Annotated in this window: 17 protein-coding genes; 12 read left to right on the forward strand and 5 right to left on the reverse strand. The window is 32.4% G+C overall.

Annotated elements, in window-relative coordinates:
• The first annotated feature begins 119 nt into the window (after positions 1 to 119).
• The 4 genes from BTR34_RS01870 to BTR34_RS01885 are packed head-to-tail and all read left to right on the forward strand — an operon-like array spanning position 120 to position 2,838.
• Complete coding sequence (locus BTR34_RS01870) at positions 120 to 401, forward strand: helix-turn-helix domain-containing protein (RefSeq protein ID WP_068486822.1); 282 nt, start codon at positions 120 to 122, stop codon at positions 399 to 401.
• Between the two features lie 6 nt (positions 402 to 407).
• On the forward strand, positions 408 to 1,055 hold the full coding sequence (locus tag BTR34_RS01875; protein ID WP_068486820.1) for a hypothetical protein: 648 nt from the start codon (positions 408 to 410) through the stop codon (positions 1,053 to 1,055).
• A complete protein-coding gene (locus BTR34_RS01880) occupies positions 1,039 to 1,695 on the forward strand; it encodes a P-loop NTPase family protein (protein WP_068486818.1) in 657 nt (218 codons plus the stop codon). Before BTR34_RS01875 ends, BTR34_RS01880 begins: the two co-directional genes overlap by 17 nt.
• A 27-nt stretch (positions 1,696 to 1,722) precedes the next feature.
• The gene (locus tag BTR34_RS01885; protein ID WP_068486817.1) at positions 1,723 to 2,838 is read left to right on the forward strand and encodes an endonuclease/exonuclease/phosphatase family protein; all 1,116 of its coding nucleotides are present in this window, start codon (positions 1,723 to 1,725) and stop codon (positions 2,836 to 2,838) included.
• Positions 2,839 to 2,993: 155 nt separating this feature from the next.
• On the opposite strand, the gene BTR34_RS01890 is transcribed toward BTR34_RS01885, so the two are convergent.
• Together BTR34_RS01890 and BTR34_RS01895 are read right to left on the reverse strand one after the other, a co-directional pair.
• Positions 2,994 to 3,176, reverse strand: a complete 183-nt coding sequence (locus tag BTR34_RS01890; RefSeq protein WP_068486815.1) for a hypothetical protein — start codon at positions 3,174 to 3,176, stop codon at positions 2,994 to 2,996.
• 5 nt (positions 3,177 to 3,181) lie between these two features.
• On the reverse strand, positions 3,182 to 3,997 hold the full coding sequence (locus BTR34_RS01895; RefSeq protein ID WP_068487082.1) for an alpha/beta hydrolase: 816 nt from the start codon (positions 3,995 to 3,997) through the stop codon (positions 3,182 to 3,184).
• Between the two features lie 212 nt (positions 3,998 to 4,209).
• Here BTR34_RS01895 and BTR34_RS01900 point away from each other — a divergent pair, with 212 nt between their 5' ends.
• Positions 4,210 to 5,673 (forward strand): aminotransferase-like domain-containing protein, encoded by a 1,464-nt coding sequence (locus BTR34_RS01900; protein ID WP_068486812.1) that lies wholly within the window; start codon positions 4,210 to 4,212, stop codon positions 5,671 to 5,673.
• Positions 5,674 to 6,312: 639 nt separating this feature from the next.
• Here BTR34_RS01900 and BTR34_RS01905 read toward each other — a convergent pair.
• The 3 genes from BTR34_RS01905 to BTR34_RS01915 form a co-directional block, all read right to left on the reverse strand.
• Entirely contained in the window at positions 6,313 to 7,629 is a 1,317-nt protein-coding gene (locus tag BTR34_RS01905) for an ATP-binding protein (protein ID WP_068486811.1), read from the reverse strand.
• Between the two features lie 61 nt (positions 7,630 to 7,690).
• Positions 7,691 to 9,556 carry a DUF262 domain-containing protein gene (locus BTR34_RS01910; protein ID WP_068486809.1) on the reverse strand — a complete coding sequence of 622 codons (1,866 nt, stop codon included), beginning with the start codon at positions 9,554 to 9,556 and terminating at the stop codon, positions 7,691 to 7,693.
• Between the two features lie 834 nt (positions 9,557 to 10,390).
• Positions 10,391 to 11,026, reverse strand: coding sequence for an N-acetylmuramoyl-L-alanine amidase family protein (locus BTR34_RS01915; protein WP_068486806.1), 636 nt, complete (start codon positions 11,024 to 11,026; stop codon positions 10,391 to 10,393).
• 201 nt (positions 11,027 to 11,227) lie between these two features.
• Here BTR34_RS01915 and BTR34_RS01920 point away from each other — a divergent pair, with 201 nt between their 5' ends.
• Genes BTR34_RS01920 through traM form a run of 7 tightly spaced genes read left to right on the forward strand, consistent with a single transcriptional unit; the run spans position 11,228 to position 17,267 of the window.
• Positions 11,228 to 11,515, forward strand: a complete 288-nt coding sequence (locus BTR34_RS01920) for a hypothetical protein (RefSeq protein ID WP_068486804.1) — start codon at positions 11,228 to 11,230, stop codon at positions 11,513 to 11,515.
• A gap of 31 nt (positions 11,516 to 11,546) precedes the next feature.
• Positions 11,547 to 11,825: a hypothetical protein gene (locus BTR34_RS01925; protein ID WP_074472082.1), complete on the forward strand. Its 279-nt coding sequence runs from the start codon at positions 11,547 to 11,549 to the stop codon at positions 11,823 to 11,825.
• Positions 11,818 to 14,223, forward strand: coding sequence for a TraG family conjugative transposon ATPase (locus tag BTR34_RS01930; protein ID WP_068487080.1), 2,406 nt, complete (start codon positions 11,818 to 11,820; stop codon positions 14,221 to 14,223). Before BTR34_RS01925 ends, BTR34_RS01930 begins: the two co-directional genes overlap by 8 nt.
• 17 nt (positions 14,224 to 14,240) lie before the next feature.
• Positions 14,241 to 14,822, forward strand: a complete 582-nt coding sequence (locus BTR34_RS01935) for a conjugal transfer protein (protein ID WP_068486802.1) — start codon at positions 14,241 to 14,243, stop codon at positions 14,820 to 14,822.
• A 2-nt stretch (positions 14,823 to 14,824) separates the two neighbouring features.
• The gene (locus tag BTR34_RS01940) at positions 14,825 to 15,667 is read left to right on the forward strand and encodes a hypothetical protein (RefSeq protein ID WP_068486800.1); all 843 of its coding nucleotides are present in this window, start codon (positions 14,825 to 14,827) and stop codon (positions 15,665 to 15,667) included.
• Positions 15,668 to 15,677: 10 nt separating this feature from the next.
• Complete coding sequence (locus tag BTR34_RS01945; protein ID WP_068486798.1) at positions 15,678 to 16,295, forward strand: conjugal transfer protein TraK; 618 nt, start codon at positions 15,678 to 15,680, stop codon at positions 16,293 to 16,295.
• 42 nt (positions 16,296 to 16,337) lie between these two features.
• Positions 16,338 to 17,267 (forward strand): conjugative transposon protein TraM, encoded by a 930-nt coding sequence (gene traM, locus BTR34_RS01950; protein WP_068486797.1) that lies wholly within the window; start codon positions 16,338 to 16,340, stop codon positions 17,265 to 17,267.
• Positions 17,268 to 17,284: the final 17 nt, after the last annotated feature.

The raw sequence follows: 17,284 nt of genomic DNA on the forward strand, positions 1-17,284 counted from the left end.
GGTGAACAAAACCTACTAAAACCATTCAATTTTACGGAACGAAAGTCAAATCAAGTTAGGGGCTATCAATTAAAAACAATAACATTTTTATAGTCCCTTTCTTTTAAAATCATTCCATTATGCCAACAAGTATTATAACAACAGACGATTTAAGAGAGTTTAAATTTGAACTACTCGATGATATTAAAAAGCTATTGACCAAACAAGCTTCAGGTAAACTTAAAAAGTATCTGAAATCTTCGGAGGTGATGAAACTATTACAAATTAGCCCTGGCACCTTACAGAATTTACGCATTAATGGAACGCTACCATACACCAAAGTCGGCGGTATCATTTTTTATGATTCTGATGAAATCCAAGAAGTCATGTTATCAAATCGTATTCATCATAAAATTGATTAAACATGCATGAATTATATAAAGCAACTGAATGCAGTGTATCAACTTATAGCAAAAGATTCACGATTGAATCCCACACATGTAAGTCTCTATATGGCATTATTTCAAATTTGGAACACCACGCGATTTGCAGAAAAATTCTATATAAACCGTCAAGAAGTAATGCAACTTTCAAAAATTGGTTCAAACACTACCTATCACCGTTGTTTACAAGATTTGGACAATTGGAAATACATCGAATATTTTCCTTCCCATAACATCTATAAAGGCAGCGAATTGAGGATGCCCAAATTCGGGACAACCTCTAAACAAGTACTGAACAACAAGGAAACTACAACTGAACATGTACTGGTACATAATACAAACAGTACTAAACAAAAAGAAAACTATAATAAACCTAAGCTACCAAAAAATGAAATTGAAGTGATTGAATTTTTTAAAAGCATGAAATGGCAAACTGTAGAGGCCATTAAATTCTACAATCATTATCAGGCCATTGGTTGGAAGCAAGGTGGGAAAATAAAAATTGTGGATTGGATGGCAAGTGCAAGAAATTGGATGTTAAAAGCAAAGGAAATAGAATCGTTAAAAGAGCAATCCCCTTTTAAGGACAACCTAAAGACGACCAAAATTAAAAACTATGGTGAACCCCTCTAAAATAGATGAAGGTGGAGTTCAATACTCCATTGGGCAATTTGATGGAAAGACCGTCACTTACGATTTCAATAAGATTTTGATTTATTTGGACGCTAAAGGAAAACTACTTTTTGGAAAGGAGTTTAAAATCTATGATGATGACCATAGAGTAATTTTTAAACTCTGCAACTACTTTATAAAAGACGAAGAAATGTGTGCAAAAAACGGAATAGACCCCAACAAAGGTATTTTACTTACTGGTCCTGTTGGTTGTGGCAAAACCAGCTTAATGCGATTACTACGGCATATTGTACCGTTGCAACGACCTTATCAAGTAATTCCCGCAAGAAATATTGTATTCGGATTCAACCATATTGGGTATAAAATTATAGAAGATTATGGCGATGGACAGTTCTATTGTTTTGATGATTTAGGTGTTGAACCCATTGGTAGACACTATGGTAAGAACTGTAATGTAATGGGCGAAGTTCTTTTATCACGATACGATTTGTTTCTAAAAGCAAACCTAAAGACCCATGCCACCACAAACTTAAGCGCACAAGAATTGGAAGACATGTATGGTAACAGAGTACGAAGCCGTATGCGGCAATTATTTAACCTGGTGGCTTTTGATGAAAATACAAATGATAAGCGCAAATAAGCCCTAATAGGCATAAAACAAATTAGTATGAAAATAGCAACATTTAATATTCAGAATTTATTTCATCGGGACAAAAGTCTTGTTGAACAACCTATTGGAAAATGTATTACAGATTGGATTGAGGAGCTAGATATGTTAATGCGGAAGTCAAGTAAATTACTATCTGAACAAGAACGGATTAGGGAATTATCTTTCTTACTAGGGTTTGAAAAAACAACTCCTCTGCCCTATGCAGTAATGAGACGTAAAGCCGGATTATTATATTTAAAAGGCATTCATCATTCCGCTGAGCCAAGAGCGGGGCATTTGACTAATTGGAACGGATGGATAGAGTTACAAACCAAGCCAATTTCACCAACTTCCACTGATAACAAAGCCCAGGTAATTGCCGATGTTAATGCAGATATTCTATTGCTGCAAGAGGTAGAAGACAGAGCATCACTAGAAGAGTTTAACCAAAAGGTTTTACCTAAATTTAATTGCAAACCATACAGCCATACCTTCGTTATACAGAGCAGTGATAAACAGGGTTTAGAAATTGCCATTTTACTTCGCGAAGGTTATTCTTTACAAACAATAAAAACTCATTTAATTGGAGGGCATAGCGACTTGTTTCAACAACTTGTTGAATATGAAATCAGCTCACCTAGCTCAGAGGAGATATATATTTTAGTATCGAATCTAGTTAAACAAACCGACGACCTAGAAATAGCGCATACGATTCGGAAGAGCCAGGTTGAAAGCATTGCTAGAATCTATAAAAACTTGATTGCTAAGGGGAAGACTAAAGTTATTATTGCAGGAACATTCAATACACCCTCTTATTGCGATTCATTATCACCACTATTTCAAAATACCGATGTAAAAGACATTACCAAACATTTCTCATTTGAAGTAGCAACTGATGAGGGAGATGATGCATCTTACTTTCGTTTAGGTGCATATAGAATGGGTGTAAACATTAAGCAGAATGATTATTTACTATTTTCTCCAGCGCTCTTTGATAGTATGCAAGACAGCGGATTAAATCGCAAAGCGATGTGGCCGATTAAAAAACCACAATGGTCTACGTATAAAGAAGTCACAAGTAAGTATAATGCTGCTAGTGAGCATCCGATGGTTTGGGGGAAATTGATACTTTAATGAGATGAAAATTGAAATTTTCATCTCATTATAAAGGGTAAATACTTAAATAAATAACTCATGAATAGCATTTTATATTGAATTACATTCAGAATACTCTCTAAATAAATATTTAAAAATAGATTCATCTTATAAAAACTCATTTGGCTGAATAATCAATTTTCTAAATCCTTATTTATAGCTCTATAAACATTCAACCACTTGTCATTAAGTGCAATTTCCTTATCGATTAAATCTAGTAAATAACTTTCTAAGTCTTTAATCTCCTTATTTTTTAATAATGATTCAATCCATGCTTTCTGTTTATACGACATTAAATTTGTAAGTTTTCTGTTCATAATATTTATTTTATTGATTTAAACGAATTATTCATTGCCGTACGAACTACATTGCCATGATCATTGTCTTTAATAATATCATAAGTAAGAGCCAAAGATTTTTCAGGGTGCAACTTATTAGTCAATCTTAATTGTGCCATTAGTTTAGCTACGGCCTTTAGAGAAAGAGGGTCCCGATTCCAAACTGCCATGTAAATTTTAGTTTTTGGTAATATATTAGCGGTGTTGGCGGTAACTAAAAAAGCATTATCCCACCAGAGACTTGGACTTATTAGAATGTAATTATCAAATAATTCAGTTTTTGTAAGCAAAATTTCTGTTGCTAATAATCCCCCAAACGCTTGACCAATGATTGTCCTATGTTCATTGGTATTATATTTTTCTGTAATGAGAGGCAGTAGCTCCTTATCAATAAAAGCGATAAACTTACCAGACTTTCCTGAAGTCGAAAAATGAATGATATCATCTTGATTCCGACTTGGGTAGGTATAATCCCTAGTTCTATCGACATTGACAATTCCCACTATAATCGATTCAGGCATTGTTTTTAATGTACTAGCACAAAATTGGGCTAACCCAGAGATATAGGTAAAACCATCGTTGACTGAACCGTCTAATAGATAGATAACTGGATATGCTTTGCTATCATTCTTATCATAGCCTAGGGGCAAGTAAACGTTCAATTTTCGAGTTTCTTCAAGTTCTTCAGAATAAAATTCTAAAGTTTCACTGGTGGTAATTGATACTTTAGTAATTGACTCTTGAGAAAATCCTAAAAAGTAAAAGAAGATTACAGTTATATAGAGTATATACTTTTTCATAATTATTTTTTTTTGGATTATTATATTTTCATTAAACCGTACACTTTTTCTAATTATAAGTAACCAAACCCTGCAGAGATCAGTTGCTAACTTTGAAAAAATACAATGGTCGAAATTCAAACTATTTGTTATGTCAAAACTAATGAGTAGACAAACACCATAACAGATTCAGTTTTTGTATATTTAACCAGTACAGATTAAATATAAATAGTATGAAAAATGTAAACGGCACTTTTCTGTATATGAAAATTGCGAATAGTATCGAACGACAAATTAATGATGGGGTTCTTAGATTGGGAGATAAGCTTCCATCGATAAGGGTATTGCATAAAGAGTATGGGGTAAGTATCAGTACCGTGCAAGAGGCCTATTACTATTTAGAATCTAAAAGTTTAATTTCCTCAAGACCAAAATCTGGATATTTCGTTATACACGATAAAAATTGCATTCTTAGAAGCCCTAAAACAACCAATCCGCCTCAAGAAAAAGTTTCGAAAGACGCCTGTGATCTTTTTTCCAATTTTTATCAAAATACTCGTCGTCATGGGGTAGTTAACTTTGCTTGGGCACTACCGGCACCAGAACTCTTACCCATTGCTAAACTCAAAAAATCTCTTCATGAAACAATAAGGGAAGTTGCAGATGGAGGCACTAATTATGACACAATAGAAGGAAGTGTTGATTTAAGACGCCAAATAGCGCAAAGAACATTGTTATGGGGAGGAAACCTATCCGAAAAAGACGTGGTTATCACTTCAGGATGTATAAATGCATTGTCTTTAGCATTCATGGCAATCACTGAGCCAGGAGATACTATAGTTGTAGAAAGCCCCGTATATTTTGGGGTTTTACAATTAGCGAACCAACTTGGACTGAATATAATAGAATTACCAACATGCCCTATTGATGGTATGGATATAGATGCTTTGCGCACTACATTAAAATACAAAAAAGTAAGTGCAATTCTTATCGTCACAAATTTTAATAACCCAATAGGGAGTATCATGCCAGATGAAAACAAAAAGAAATTAGTGAAATTATTAGAACAATATCAAGTTCCTTTGATTGAAGATGATATTTATGGAGACCTTTACTTTGGCAAAAATCGTCCAAGTACCTGTAAGTACTATGATGAAAGTGGTTTGGTTATTTGGTGTAGCTCTTTTTCTAAAACACTGGCCCCTGGTTATAGAATTGGCTGGGTTGCTCCGGGCCGGTATATGGATAAAATATTAAAACTTAAACGCTATCATTCCATAGCAACGAATTCAATATTTCAGAATGCCATTTATAATTTTTTGGTAAACGGAAGATATGACCACCATTTACGTAAGCTTAGAACAACCTACTGCTCAAATAGCCACAAAATTCTGCGAGGAATTAAGAAGTATTTTCCTGAAGATACTTTAGTAAGTAATCCAAAAGGAGGGTTTTTAATTTGGATTGAACTTAATGAAAAAGTGGACACCCAAAAATTACATGAAAGGGCCAACAAATATGATATCGATTTTTGCCCAGGTAGGATGTTCACCTTACAAAACCAGTATAATAATTGCTTAAGGCTCAGTTTTGGCATGTTATGGGATGAAAAAGTGGAGCGTGCACTTCAAAAAATAGGAGAGTTGGCAAATGAAATGATTAATGAAGCTGAAGAAATCGAGGTCCTTAGCAATTAAAATTTAATTTATAGAATAGATTTTCTGTCAGAAAAAAGATTGAACTTATCCCGATAGGAGAGTTTAACAATATGAAGATTTTAATTAGGTTATTACAATATATAAGAGCCAGGTTGAAAACATAGCCATATTCAACAAAACATTAATCTATCAAGGAAAGACCAATATAATTATAACAAGTACCTTTAACACGCCTTCCTTTTGCGATTCTTTAACTCCCTTATTTCAAAATACCGATGTAAAAGACATTACCAAACACTTCTCTTTTGAAGTAGTAACTTACGAAGGAGATGACGCAACCTACTTTTCTTTAGGTGCATATAGAATGAGAGTAAACATCAAGTAGAAAGATTATTTATTATTCGCACCAGAACTCTTTGAACATATGCAGGATAGTGGGCTAAATCGCAAAGCGATGTGGGCTAAGAAAAAACCCAAATGGTCTACGTATAAAGAAGTCACAAATAAGTATAATGCTGCTAGTGAGCAACCATTGGTTTGGGGCAAATTCTTACTAAAAGGACAATAAATATTTTAAAAATTTAATTTTAAACTTTTACGAAATATACCATCTATAATTTGATACATCCATTAGATTATTCTTTAATTCGAACTATTCGCAGTTACCTTGTGATAACTTTATTCTTCAAAATCTCTTATAAAGGCTTGCCGAGCAATTTCAAGTTCTCTATTTAGTGTGATTCTAAATTCCTTAAGTAAGGTTGCTGGATTAACCACTCCACTTCTCAAGGTACATTGGCAATATGCTTTTATAAATGGGTTTGCAAAATAATACGAGTTTGAATTTTTATTTAACCTAAGAATTTCCGACCGTGTTGGCAAAGTTAACTCGTCAACATATTTCTTCAGATTGTTACCCTTATAATTTCTATCTTGTAGCTGCAAAGTTTCTTTAATATCGGATACAGTTACATTTTCCTTATTGGAAGCTAGAATTGCTTTCAAAATATCTTTCGGGTTTTCCGACTTTCTTTTATGGACTACTTTGATAGCACTTTCATATATTGCTTTATAAGTATCCGAGTTTTCAGCCAAAAATTCGTCCAACGCAGCATCAAAAGTATTTATTTTTATCTCTAAAGCCTTGGGAGAAACATGTGTTTTAAGGACGTTGTTTAACTCGCAAACAAGTAAGCCTAACTGATGAGTTACTGCTGGAAGTCCACTGGAATATGCAATAATCTTGTTTGAAACATTTGAAGGAATAACAATATTTAGCAATTTCTCGCCTACTTCTATAATACTAGCCAAATTATCGTTGCTCATTAAAGGTACTTCTATTTCAGAAATACGATTTTTCATTTCTGGATCAAATTGAACAACTTCTCGCGCAGTGTTGACAGCACCAATTGCTATAATTTTCAATTTAGGGTAGTCTACTGAAGAATCCATAAATACTTTCATTATTTGAGCTAAAAGTATTTTATCATCAGATTTAATTTTATGAAAATCTTCAATTACCCAGCAATTATTTGATTCCCCAATATATTTGGCCAAAGTTTGAGGGGTGATAGGCAATTCAACTGCTCTTTTTATAGTTAGCTTATTATCATCCCGGACTTCAGCGGATATGGATGCCTTGATGCCGAAATATGATGCGCTAATATCACCGCCAATTTTGTTACCTTCTAATTTATCAGCTTGAGAAACAAAGAAAACTTCTAGCTGATTAAATGCATCTTTAACTATATCAGCTAACGTCATTCCACTAACACACCGTGTAATAATAGTTGAGATGTTTTGAGATTTAAATTTATTTGTCAATAGAGTGGTTTTCCCAACTCCAGAATAACCATAAACAATAATTTGCTTACCTGGTGTTCTAAGAGCTCTATCTAACCTACTATCAACAGATTTTCTTTCTACAAAAGTATAACTAGCGGGTTGACTAGGAGTAAAAACCTCTTCAAGGGTAAATTTTGTTTTTTTCGTCATGTAATTATTTAACCTTTATTCATTTTAATAAAAAAATATCTACTTAATTATTTTCATTACCTCAATTGAAACCCATTTTTATTTTTAAGTCATCATTCCAAATTTGATGTCCTTTTTTAGAATAGTATTCTAATCTTTTTTCAATTGCTTCAAAATCTTTATCCGACGATATTTTTTGAAAATCCCATTCATGTGAATTAACTTTAACAATTAAATCTTTAATAAGACTTAGTTTAGAATTACTGCCTTCAATAATTTTAATTTTTTCATCAATTCTATTATTTCCAAGTTGTCCATTCAACTTTTTACTTATTAAGGTTAAATTTCCTATAGTATTGACGTAAGGTTTAATTAGTGTTTTAGTTACTTTCCATTCTTTAGGATCTCTAGGTAAAATATGTTCGATACTAACTTTGTTTTCATCATAACCTTCGTCAGTATTTCCACCTATTTTATTTTCTAGTTCATTTAAAACATATCGAATTATTATTCTAGACTTTTGGTCGTCTTTGTATTGTATAGTTTTAAAGCCTTCTTCAAAAGTTTCATATGAAGTTAACCTTGTTTTAAATTGAGTAAATAATTCATTTTTAAATAATTCAACAAAGTCTTTTTTAACTTTCTTATCAAAAGAATATTGTTCTACTTTTTTTGCAATGTCACTTATTAATTTAAAATACCAGTTTCCTGGCATACTAAGAATTTGAAAATAAAGAAATGTAAATTTCTGAATGATTTCCCATCTATTTGAAAGTAATAAAGGTATATTAGCCCTTTTGCTTCCAGTAGAGTCTAGATTTCTAAATAGTGACAAGTATAATATAATCCAAGTCTTCGCCTTAGTACTTCTTAAAACGCGTAGACTATTATAAACCTTTAATGCCTCACCTTTGTCATTACCAAAATGAGACTCGATATCTTCAATGCTTCCTGAAACGATTAGTTTTAAGTATCCTGCATTACTTTTTAAGTCATTTAAAAACGATTCCCAATATTTTGTATTGGATTTAAATTTTTCTCGAATAGCTGAATATAATTTTTTATCAGAAACATATTCATATTTTGAAGTCCAATAGTAACTTAGAAAATCTTTTAAAGAAAACTCTATGCTATCTAAAGATTCTAATATTTGAGACCATTTTTCTTTAGCACTGTCAAGATGTTTATCATCAGCACCAACTACATTTTTAAAAATTTGATTTTTTATTAAGTCCGCAACACTTAAATCTACTCCTTTAGCATTAACTGTTTCGAAAATTTCATACGCCAGTTCCTCGTTTTCAATTTCAATTTTAACAAAGAAGTGTTTACTTAATTTATTATCTACTAAATCTTTAAGAAATATAAACTTCTTTTCAAAAGTTAAGCTTTCAATTTCTTTTGAAATTAAACTATGAAACTTTAAATATGCTTTTTTAACACGTTCTTCCTCAGAATTCTTATTGACTTTAAGTGTTTCTGTGATTTCAATTGGTGGATTATCTTGAATATGGGTTTTAAAAAATGATTTGATAGAATCGCCAGGTATTAAATAATCATAAAATGTGTCTTCATCATATGTATCTTGTGAGCCAATAATTTTTTTATTTATACCGTTTGCCCAAGCAATATATTTTGGATGCTTTTCTATTACACCTTCTTTTCTTAAAATATTTCTGACTACAGATCCAAAAATTTGGATTGTCAAGTACCTCTGTTGACCATCAATTATTTCAATGATATTGTTATCTTCTAAATCTCTCGTATCAAATATAATTGTACCAATGAAAACAGGAATTTCAGAAATCATTGTTTCCCAAAATTCTTCAATTTGTTTTTCCTCCCAAGTGTATTGTCTTTGAAATCTTGGAATTCTAAATTTATTCTTAGGTTCGATATAAACTTTACCGATTGTTTCTCTAGTTACTCCAAAATTATTTTTTGACATTCAATTTAGTTTATTATTAAAAAGGTCTCAATTTACCACTAAGTTTTCTGTACTTTAAATAATTATAATAAGTTACTCTAGAAAAATCGTCTCGTTCGCAAATTTCAGAAACAGTTAACCTCTTATAGCTTAGGTACTGTTCGTAAATTATGGATTTTTTGTTAATTTTTCGTACGGATTCCCGTAGGCTCTCCTAATCTTTTTTCTCGGGCACCTGAAGAAGCTAAACCAGCTTCCATAAATTCAATTATAATGACCTTTTCCAACTTTCCCAGTTCAACAAAATAAGTTCACTATAAATTGTGAATGAGAAGACTTGTTTTTGATATTTAAAAGAGGTTCTGTAATACTTTGAAACTTCAACACTTTTTCATTGAGTTAGTTTAGAAAATTTATAAAATTAATGAATCTGCGGACTAATAGTCACAATTTTAAATCTACAATAAAATCTCAATCACGAGCTTTTAAACTCTTCACATAAACTGGAAACCTAAGCCTTTAAATTTTGATTGGCATCCATGACTACTTTTTTAAAGAATTCAATTGTAGATTCAGATTCTGATCTGTAGTATTTAGTTAGTGTAACCAAAAAAAATAATTAAAAAATTTGAATGAAGTTTTATAACGGTCAATTAAAATATTCTTCAAATAATTAATATAGTCTTTTATAACATTATTACTGTTTAAATACAGAGAACTTCAATTTAATAAGTTGTTTACTTTGATAAATCTTACTCTTGTAAAAAGAGTAGGATTTTATAACTAAAATTTTCATGGTTTTAATTAATAATTTCCTCAAACACCGAACAACCTCCAAATATACCTCTCTCATAACTATCTGTTTTTAATAATCGATTCTAATATTACAAGAGCAATACCGATATGTTTTTCTTCATTGATCAAATGCTCGGCTTCATCAACAGAGGACAAATACCCCAACTCTAATAATACTGCTGGACAATTATCGGTATTTTCCCGCAGCACTTGAAAATTTGCTGTTTTCACTCCCCTACTTTTAAAACCAAGATTATCATTCAACTCACGTTGCATAATGTTTGCCAATCTAAACGAAGATTTGGAATAACGTTTATGTCTTTCATCTACATAAACCTCAATGCCATTGGCATTCTTGTTACTGGCTTGGTTACAATGCAGCGATATAAAAATAGCAGCATTAAGCCTTATAGCCAGTTCGGTTCTATCTCCTAAGGTTATTAGTGTATCATGATATCTAGTCAAATAGATTTCAAATCGGTCGTCAAATAGATTCGCATTTAAACTATCTATCCTTTTCGCAATACTTAAAACGATATCCTTTTCCAAAACTCCATTTACACCCACTGCACCTGAGTCTATTCCTCCATGACCAGGGTCAATTACTATGATAAGTTTATCAGAATTTTGACCATAATAAAATGATAAAAAGGTTCCGAAAATAATCCCAGCAATAACAAATTTTAAAAAGTTCATAGTAGTATTGTTCGTTTGCACAAAATGCAACGATTACTTCCTTGCCATAAGAATCTTCCAAAATTTAACAACATCGCCCGTTAAATTTTGGAAGATTTTATGCATTACGAGCCAACACTAATAGATTTCACAAATACGTCTAAGAGAAGAGTTCAACAAAAGCATTTAAACTCATAGACTATAACCTAAAAACTAATTACCATGAAAAAATCAAAATTTGTAGTCATTGCATTACTATTTGCTACAGCTCCCATACTTGCACAAATTGGCGGAATAGAAGATTCAGTAAATGATGTTTCAGATACTATCAGAACCATTTTTCCCATTATTCTCGGAGTAATCTTCCTTATAGGTTTTCTATTTAATGCCGGACATTTTTTTGGCGAAAATGCAGATTTAAAAAAAGGAATTACCCGTGTGCTTGTATTCGTACTAATTGCCGGCGCCGTCGTGGGCATATTCACCTATCTAATTTCAATAGTAGTCTAATCCGAAATACACCATATATAAGAATCAGATTATGAAAAAGTTCGAGGTCTATAAAAACATACGAAAACAGGCAATGATTTTTGGGTTACCTATTTCATTATTCGCTCTAATGATGATAGCAGTTATAGCATCACTATTGATTATCATATTCTCTTTTGGGCTAAGCATCATCATCTGTGTAATTCTATTTAATGCTTTACTATATATAGGTTTGACCAAGTTTTCTCAAAATCCACAATGGCTGTATGTCACCAAAATATTTCCAAAAAGTATTAGCAACAAAAAAACATCAGCACTGTATTATGAATAAGATAAACTTGGCATCAAACTATCCTATTATAAACATCAATAAGAATGTGGTGTTTGCCAATAACGGCAATGTAGTAGTATGTTTTAAAGGCACTCTCCCAGAAATATATTCCCTATCAGAAAAGGATTTTGAAGATATGCATGGCGCGTGGTTTCAGGCTATTAAATCATTATCGACAGGGTGTGTTATTCATAAGCAAGATATTTATCTCAGACAAAAGTATACCTCTCAAGAACTGCCCAATACCACCTTTCTAGAAATAGCTACACATGAGCATTTTAAAGGTCGAGAGTATATAGATCATCAAAGCTATCTATTCTTTATTTTGACCAAAAACAATGCGTTAAACAATAGCAAATTCGTCAATCCATTTCGTGATGTTTCTAAACAAGTTATTCGTGATGCAGATGAAACCGTAGCAAGTTTCATTAGCGCTGTAAGTGACGCTGTTTCTTTTCTAAACAATAGTCGTAAAATAAATTATACCGCAATTGAAGCAAAAGCTATACACAGACTAACGCATGACTATTTCAATGGATTTAATTCAGGTTTTGATACCGATATTATACTAGATAAATCTAATATTACTATAGGAGAAAACTACTTTGATGTTCTTGCTGTAAACAGTGAACTATGTTTTAGTGAAAGCGTGCAAACAAGCAAAACCAACGAACGCTTTACTACCGATGACTTTGTGTTTCATCAAGGTTTTATAGATGGATTGGGATTAACGCTTAATGAAAATCATATCGTAAATCAAATTATTTATTTGGATGACAAACATAAATGGCGCAAGCAACTTGATAAGAAAGTAGAAGAACTTAACAAAAGCTCAAATTTCGGTTCACAGAACAAAGTTGTTCTTTCTAAGATTCAACACATTTTAAAACAAATAAATGCCGATGACCAAACACGTGTTATTAGAGGACATTTAAATATTATTTACTGGGATAAGGAAGCCCATCAGCTAGAAAAGATTGCCTCTAAAATTAAAACAGAATTTAAAGAACTAGATATCAACCCTTATTACCCAAAAGGTGAGGAACGTAAAAATTATATTTTAAACAGTTACTGTTGCTTTTCTGCTAATTTTTCGGATGACGATTTGTATGTTACCGATTTAAAACATGCCTTATGCCTGTTCATCAACAATAGCAATTACAAATCTGACGCAACAGGAATCATTTTTAACGATAGAGTTCATAACACCCCAATTTTAAAGGATGTTTGGGATGAATCTAAAAAGCGGATCAAAGCGAGAAACTTTGCCATATTTGCCCCAACTGGGGAAGGCAAATCGTTCTTAGCCAATAATATTCTAAGACAGTATTTTGAAAGTGGTGTGCGCCTAGTCATCATAGATTTAGGAGGTTCCTATACCAAATTCGCTAAACTCTATCCAGAGAACTACACCGTTTTACGATATGAAAGCGGAAAAAATTTAGGCATCAATCCCTTTTTCATCAGTGATATTAATGATCTAACTCCTGAACGATTAGAAGATTTATCTGTTTTTCTTTTTGAACTCTTCGCATCAGACATAAAGGTTACCAAAGCGCAATCGGTATCAGTGAAAAAAATTCTACGCCATTATTATGAAAGTACTTCTATAGATCATTCGTTAGACGGTTTCTATAAGTTCATTGAGAATCATCAAACATCCCTTTTAAAGGAACTTAAAATCCATCCTGACTACTTCAATGTTACAAGTTTTCTACATGTAATGTCGGAGTATGTTGGCGATGGTCTATACAGTTTTCTTTTTGAGGTCAGCGAAGACCAAACCTATAAAATTGAAGACAAGCGATTGATTGTTTTTGAATTGGATGAAGTCAAGGATAACAAAGAAATACTTTCTGTAATGCTTAAGCTCATTAAATCCGCAATTCAAAGAACGATTTGGAAGAATAGAGCAGAAAAAGGCATTATCCTCTTTGATGAATTTGCAAAGCAATTAAAGTTCGACAATGTTTTAGAGAGTGTTGAATTTTACTACCAAGCTATTAGAAAACAAAATGGATCTATTGGCATCATTCTTCAATCCATCAATCAATTACCTAACAATTCTACATCGGCAAGTATTCTAGAAAACACCCAGGTGATTTACAGCTTAAACAATGAAAAAGGCTATGATGAACTACAGAAAAGATTAAACCTTTCCAGTCATGATTTAAACCAATTAAAATCTATTAAAAACAATCTGACCGGACCTAGAAAATACACCGAAATGTTTATCAAAATAGGAAAAGAGAGTAACATATTTCGGCTAGAAGTTCCGAAGGAAGTATACGCAGCTTACCTCACGGATGGTAAAGAAAACGATGCTATCATGGCCCTTTTTAAAAAACATAATTGCATGGAAAAAGCTATTAACGAATTCATCCAGACTGAATATTAATTCTAAATAATAATGTAATGAAAAAGAAAATTAAAATACTAGTATTTGCCATCATGTTAACCCTATTAATGCCTTCCCAAGCTACGTGTCAAGGAATGCCAGTTTATGACAACACCAATTTTATCAGCCTAATAAAACAATTAGTAGAATCTGGTAAACAGACGGCTAATATTATTAAAACTGTAAAGTTCCTTAAACAGCAAAAAGAAAATCTAGAAAAGGTCAATGACGTAGTTAAACAACTTAAGGCAGTTCGAGAAATTGGTCGAAATAATGAACGTCTTATTCAGGTAATGCAAAATGATCTACAAGACATCTTGAATTCACCTTATATAAAACCAGATGAAGTAACTCGTGTATCAGAATCTTTCAGTGCTGTGATAGAAAATTCTTTGGACACAATGGATTTTATCGATCAAGTGCTATCCAGTGATTTTATGAAAATGACGGATGCCGAACGCGCCATAATTTTAAAAGAAAAGGAAATGGAATCTAAAGAAATGGTATCTAATGCCACCATTAAAACAAAGCGCTACCATGATATTATCTCCTTTAGAAAAATGCAGGACAAAGTCAATAATCGTCAAGTAAATTACTAAAGATGAATGCCGTAATACTTTTAGGAATTGGACTTGAATACATTGATACCGTATTCCAAACCATACAGGATAGTAACTTTTCGCAATACACCATTGCTGGAATGAAAACCCTTGCTGTGTTGTTCTTTCTTATCAATATTCTTAAAAAATATAACGAAGGTATTGCCGATAAAGATGGTTATACCTGGGGATTGAGTCCTGCAGAGCTAGCTAAAAACTTTGCAGTTGTACTATTGGTTATTTTCTCTACACAGTTATTAGGATTCTTTGATGGAATTTTGGTAGCTATAGAGTCGCAATACAGAGGTACCGCTCCTGCCCTATTACCCCTACAATTACAAGATATCCCCTTAGAAGAAGACGTTAGTATGTTGGATGCTGCAAGTATGGCAATGACCTTACTTTATGAAGCTTTAATTACACCATTATACGGATTTAAAATATTTGCATTCATCATTAGCACGTTTCTTTGGATTCTAGACCTTTTTATTTATCCATTATTCTTAGCCGAACGTTTTTTTCTACTTGGGATAATGCAGGCATTTTTCCCGTTGATTATTAGTCTAGCTGTCTTTGAAAAATTCAGGTCTCTAGCGTATACTTTTTTCAAACTTTATGCAGCCGTTTATATGCTAGTACCTGCCTTCTTTTTGGTGAACGTGTTCGTGAATGCTATCTATACTGAAATCAATACCAACTTTTGGACAAACTTATTTGGAACTGAATTCGGCCAGGGCTTTTTTGCTCCAGTAGTTCAGTTAGGATCTGTTGGATTTATCGTATTCCTCAAATTCAAGCTCTATCGTAGAGCAACTTCTTTCACCTTAAGATTATTCACAAACTAAATATTACGGAATGAAAACACCCTATAAAGACATTTACGCTGTTTTAAAAATCAATAGGTTCATTGTATTTTCTTCGGTATTTCTTGCTACCGCATCTAGCCTATTTTCAATATGGATGGTCTATAATATCCATGCCAAAGCAATGAATAGCATCTTTGCAGTGAATACAGACGGTACTATAATTCCCTTGAAGCTAATTGCACAAAAAGAAAGTTTCGACGTGGAAGCCCTAGCACATATAGAATTATTTCACAGATACTTCTATGATATTGATGCAAGCAATTTTGAAAAGAATTTAGAGAAAGCCTTATGGCTTGGGAATAGTTCGGTAGATAATCTATACCGTCAAAAGAAATCTGATGGAGTTTACAATCGCCTTTTGCAATATTCCTTAGTCCAGAAAGTAGTTCGTATTGATACGCAAATCGAAGAAAAGAAAGGCGCATATAGTTTTAAGACGGTAACTATTTTCGAAATCAATCGTGGGTCCATATTAGATACTTATGAACTAGTTACTACAGGAAATCTTATTTCCGTAAACCGAAACTTTCCAAATAATCCACATGGTTTGCTTATTACAGAATATTTTGAAAAAAGTTTGAAGAAATTAAATAATGAAAGTTCATAATAAACTAGAGGTAGCTAGGTAACCCTTTAAAAACAAACTCTTATGCAAATAGAAAAGAATAAAATAGTTTTTGGTTCTGTATTGGTCATAATTCTCATATTCCTAATATCCTATTCGATTTTATTTATGGGAGAAGATGAAAGTACAAGTGGAAATTTAAAACAAACACTAGTTCCTAATCTTGAACAGGAACAAAAGAAATATGATTCTAAATTAGATGCTATTAATGATTTAAAAAAGGTCCGTGAAACAAATGCACCTAGCATTTATGATGAAAAATTTATTGACTCCTTAGGCTTTTATAATCCGGATTTAGAAGAAAATAAAAAGGAACGTATAATTGATAGTATTTACAATGCTAGTCGCATAAACTATTCCGACAGGACTTATAAAAACATTGGTCAACGTAAACCTAAACCAAAAGTTATTAAAGAGATAGATTCAGCAGATATTAAACGAGAAATTAAAATCGAAGCAAAGGAAATGGGTTTAGAACATCAGCTCTTCTTTGCATCTTCTCCTCTAACTAATGATGCTTCTAATTTAGGGAATACAGATTCTGAAATCTTTGTTATAGTGGATGGCAGCCAAATAGTAAAAACCAATACCCGTTTACGGATGCGATTAATGAAATCCGCCACCATCAATTATAAGCTAATTCCTAAAAACACACTCCTTTTTGGTTTCATCAGCTTTCAGCCTAATAGGGCATTGATTAAAATTGAAAATGTTAACCATCATCCAACAAATTTAAAAGCCTATGACCTTTTGGACGGTAGCGAGGGAATTTATGTCGAAAATAGTTTTAGAGAAGAAGCTACAAATGAGGTTCTAGATGATATGATACAGGATATTAACATTCCAAGTATTCCGCAAGTAAATGGAATTACAAAAGTGTTTCGCAGAAATAATCGCACCGTAAAAGTCACCGTAATCAATAATTACAAGCTAATTCTAAAACCAAAATTATGAGCCTATACTGGGCAATT

It is taken from the genome of Maribacter hydrothermalis (genome assembly GCF_001913155.1).
In the GTDB taxonomy this organism is placed as follows: domain Bacteria; phylum Bacteroidota; class Bacteroidia; order Flavobacteriales; family Flavobacteriaceae; genus Maribacter; species Maribacter hydrothermalis.

What these genes read in the sequence shown, in the direction of transcription:
- BTR34_RS01890 (WP_068486815.1), bottom strand. Translation starts at nt 3,176, where the DNA reads ATGAACAGAAAACTTACAAATTTAATGTCGTATAAACAGAAAGCATGG.
- BTR34_RS01920 (WP_068486804.1), top strand. Translation starts at nt 11,228, where the DNA reads ATGAAAAAATCAAAATTTGTAGTCATTGCATTACTATTTGCTACAGCT.
- BTR34_RS01925 (WP_074472082.1), top strand. Translation starts at nt 11,547, where the DNA reads ATGAAAAAGTTCGAGGTCTATAAAAACATACGAAAACAGGCAATGATT.
- BTR34_RS01900 (WP_068486812.1), top strand. Translation starts at nt 4,210, where the DNA reads ATGAAAAATGTAAACGGCACTTTTCTGTATATGAAAATTGCGAATAGT.
- BTR34_RS01905 (WP_068486811.1), bottom strand. Translation starts at nt 7,629, where the DNA reads ATGACGAAAAAAACAAAATTTACCCTTGAAGAGGTTTTTACTCCTAGT.
- traM (WP_068486797.1), top strand. Translation starts at nt 16,338, where the DNA reads ATGCAAATAGAAAAGAATAAAATAGTTTTTGGTTCTGTATTGGTCATA.
- BTR34_RS01910 (WP_068486809.1), bottom strand. Translation starts at nt 9,556, where the DNA reads ATGTCAAAAAATAATTTTGGAGTAACTAGAGAAACAATCGGTAAAGTT.
- BTR34_RS01915 (WP_068486806.1), bottom strand. Translation starts at nt 11,026, where the DNA reads ATGAACTTTTTAAAATTTGTTATTGCTGGGATTATTTTCGGAACCTTT.
- BTR34_RS01880 (WP_068486818.1), top strand. Translation starts at nt 1,039, where the DNA reads ATGGTGAACCCCTCTAAAATAGATGAAGGTGGAGTTCAATACTCCATT.
- BTR34_RS01895 (WP_068487082.1), bottom strand. Translation starts at nt 3,997, where the DNA reads ATGAAAAAGTATATACTCTATATAACTGTAATCTTCTTTTACTTTTTA.
- BTR34_RS01935 (WP_068486802.1), top strand. Translation starts at nt 14,241, where the DNA reads ATGAAAAAGAAAATTAAAATACTAGTATTTGCCATCATGTTAACCCTA.
- BTR34_RS01930 (WP_068487080.1), top strand. Translation starts at nt 11,818, where the DNA reads ATGAATAAGATAAACTTGGCATCAAACTATCCTATTATAAACATCAAT.
- BTR34_RS01945 (WP_068486798.1), top strand. Translation starts at nt 15,678, where the DNA reads ATGAAAACACCCTATAAAGACATTTACGCTGTTTTAAAAATCAATAGG.
- BTR34_RS01940 (WP_068486800.1), top strand. Translation starts at nt 14,825, where the DNA reads ATGAATGCCGTAATACTTTTAGGAATTGGACTTGAATACATTGATACC.
- BTR34_RS01870 (WP_068486822.1), top strand. Translation starts at nt 120, where the DNA reads ATGCCAACAAGTATTATAACAACAGACGATTTAAGAGAGTTTAAATTT.
- BTR34_RS01875 (WP_068486820.1), top strand. Translation starts at nt 408, where the DNA reads ATGAATTATATAAAGCAACTGAATGCAGTGTATCAACTTATAGCAAAA.
- BTR34_RS01885 (WP_068486817.1), top strand. Translation starts at nt 1,723, where the DNA reads ATGAAAATAGCAACATTTAATATTCAGAATTTATTTCATCGGGACAAA.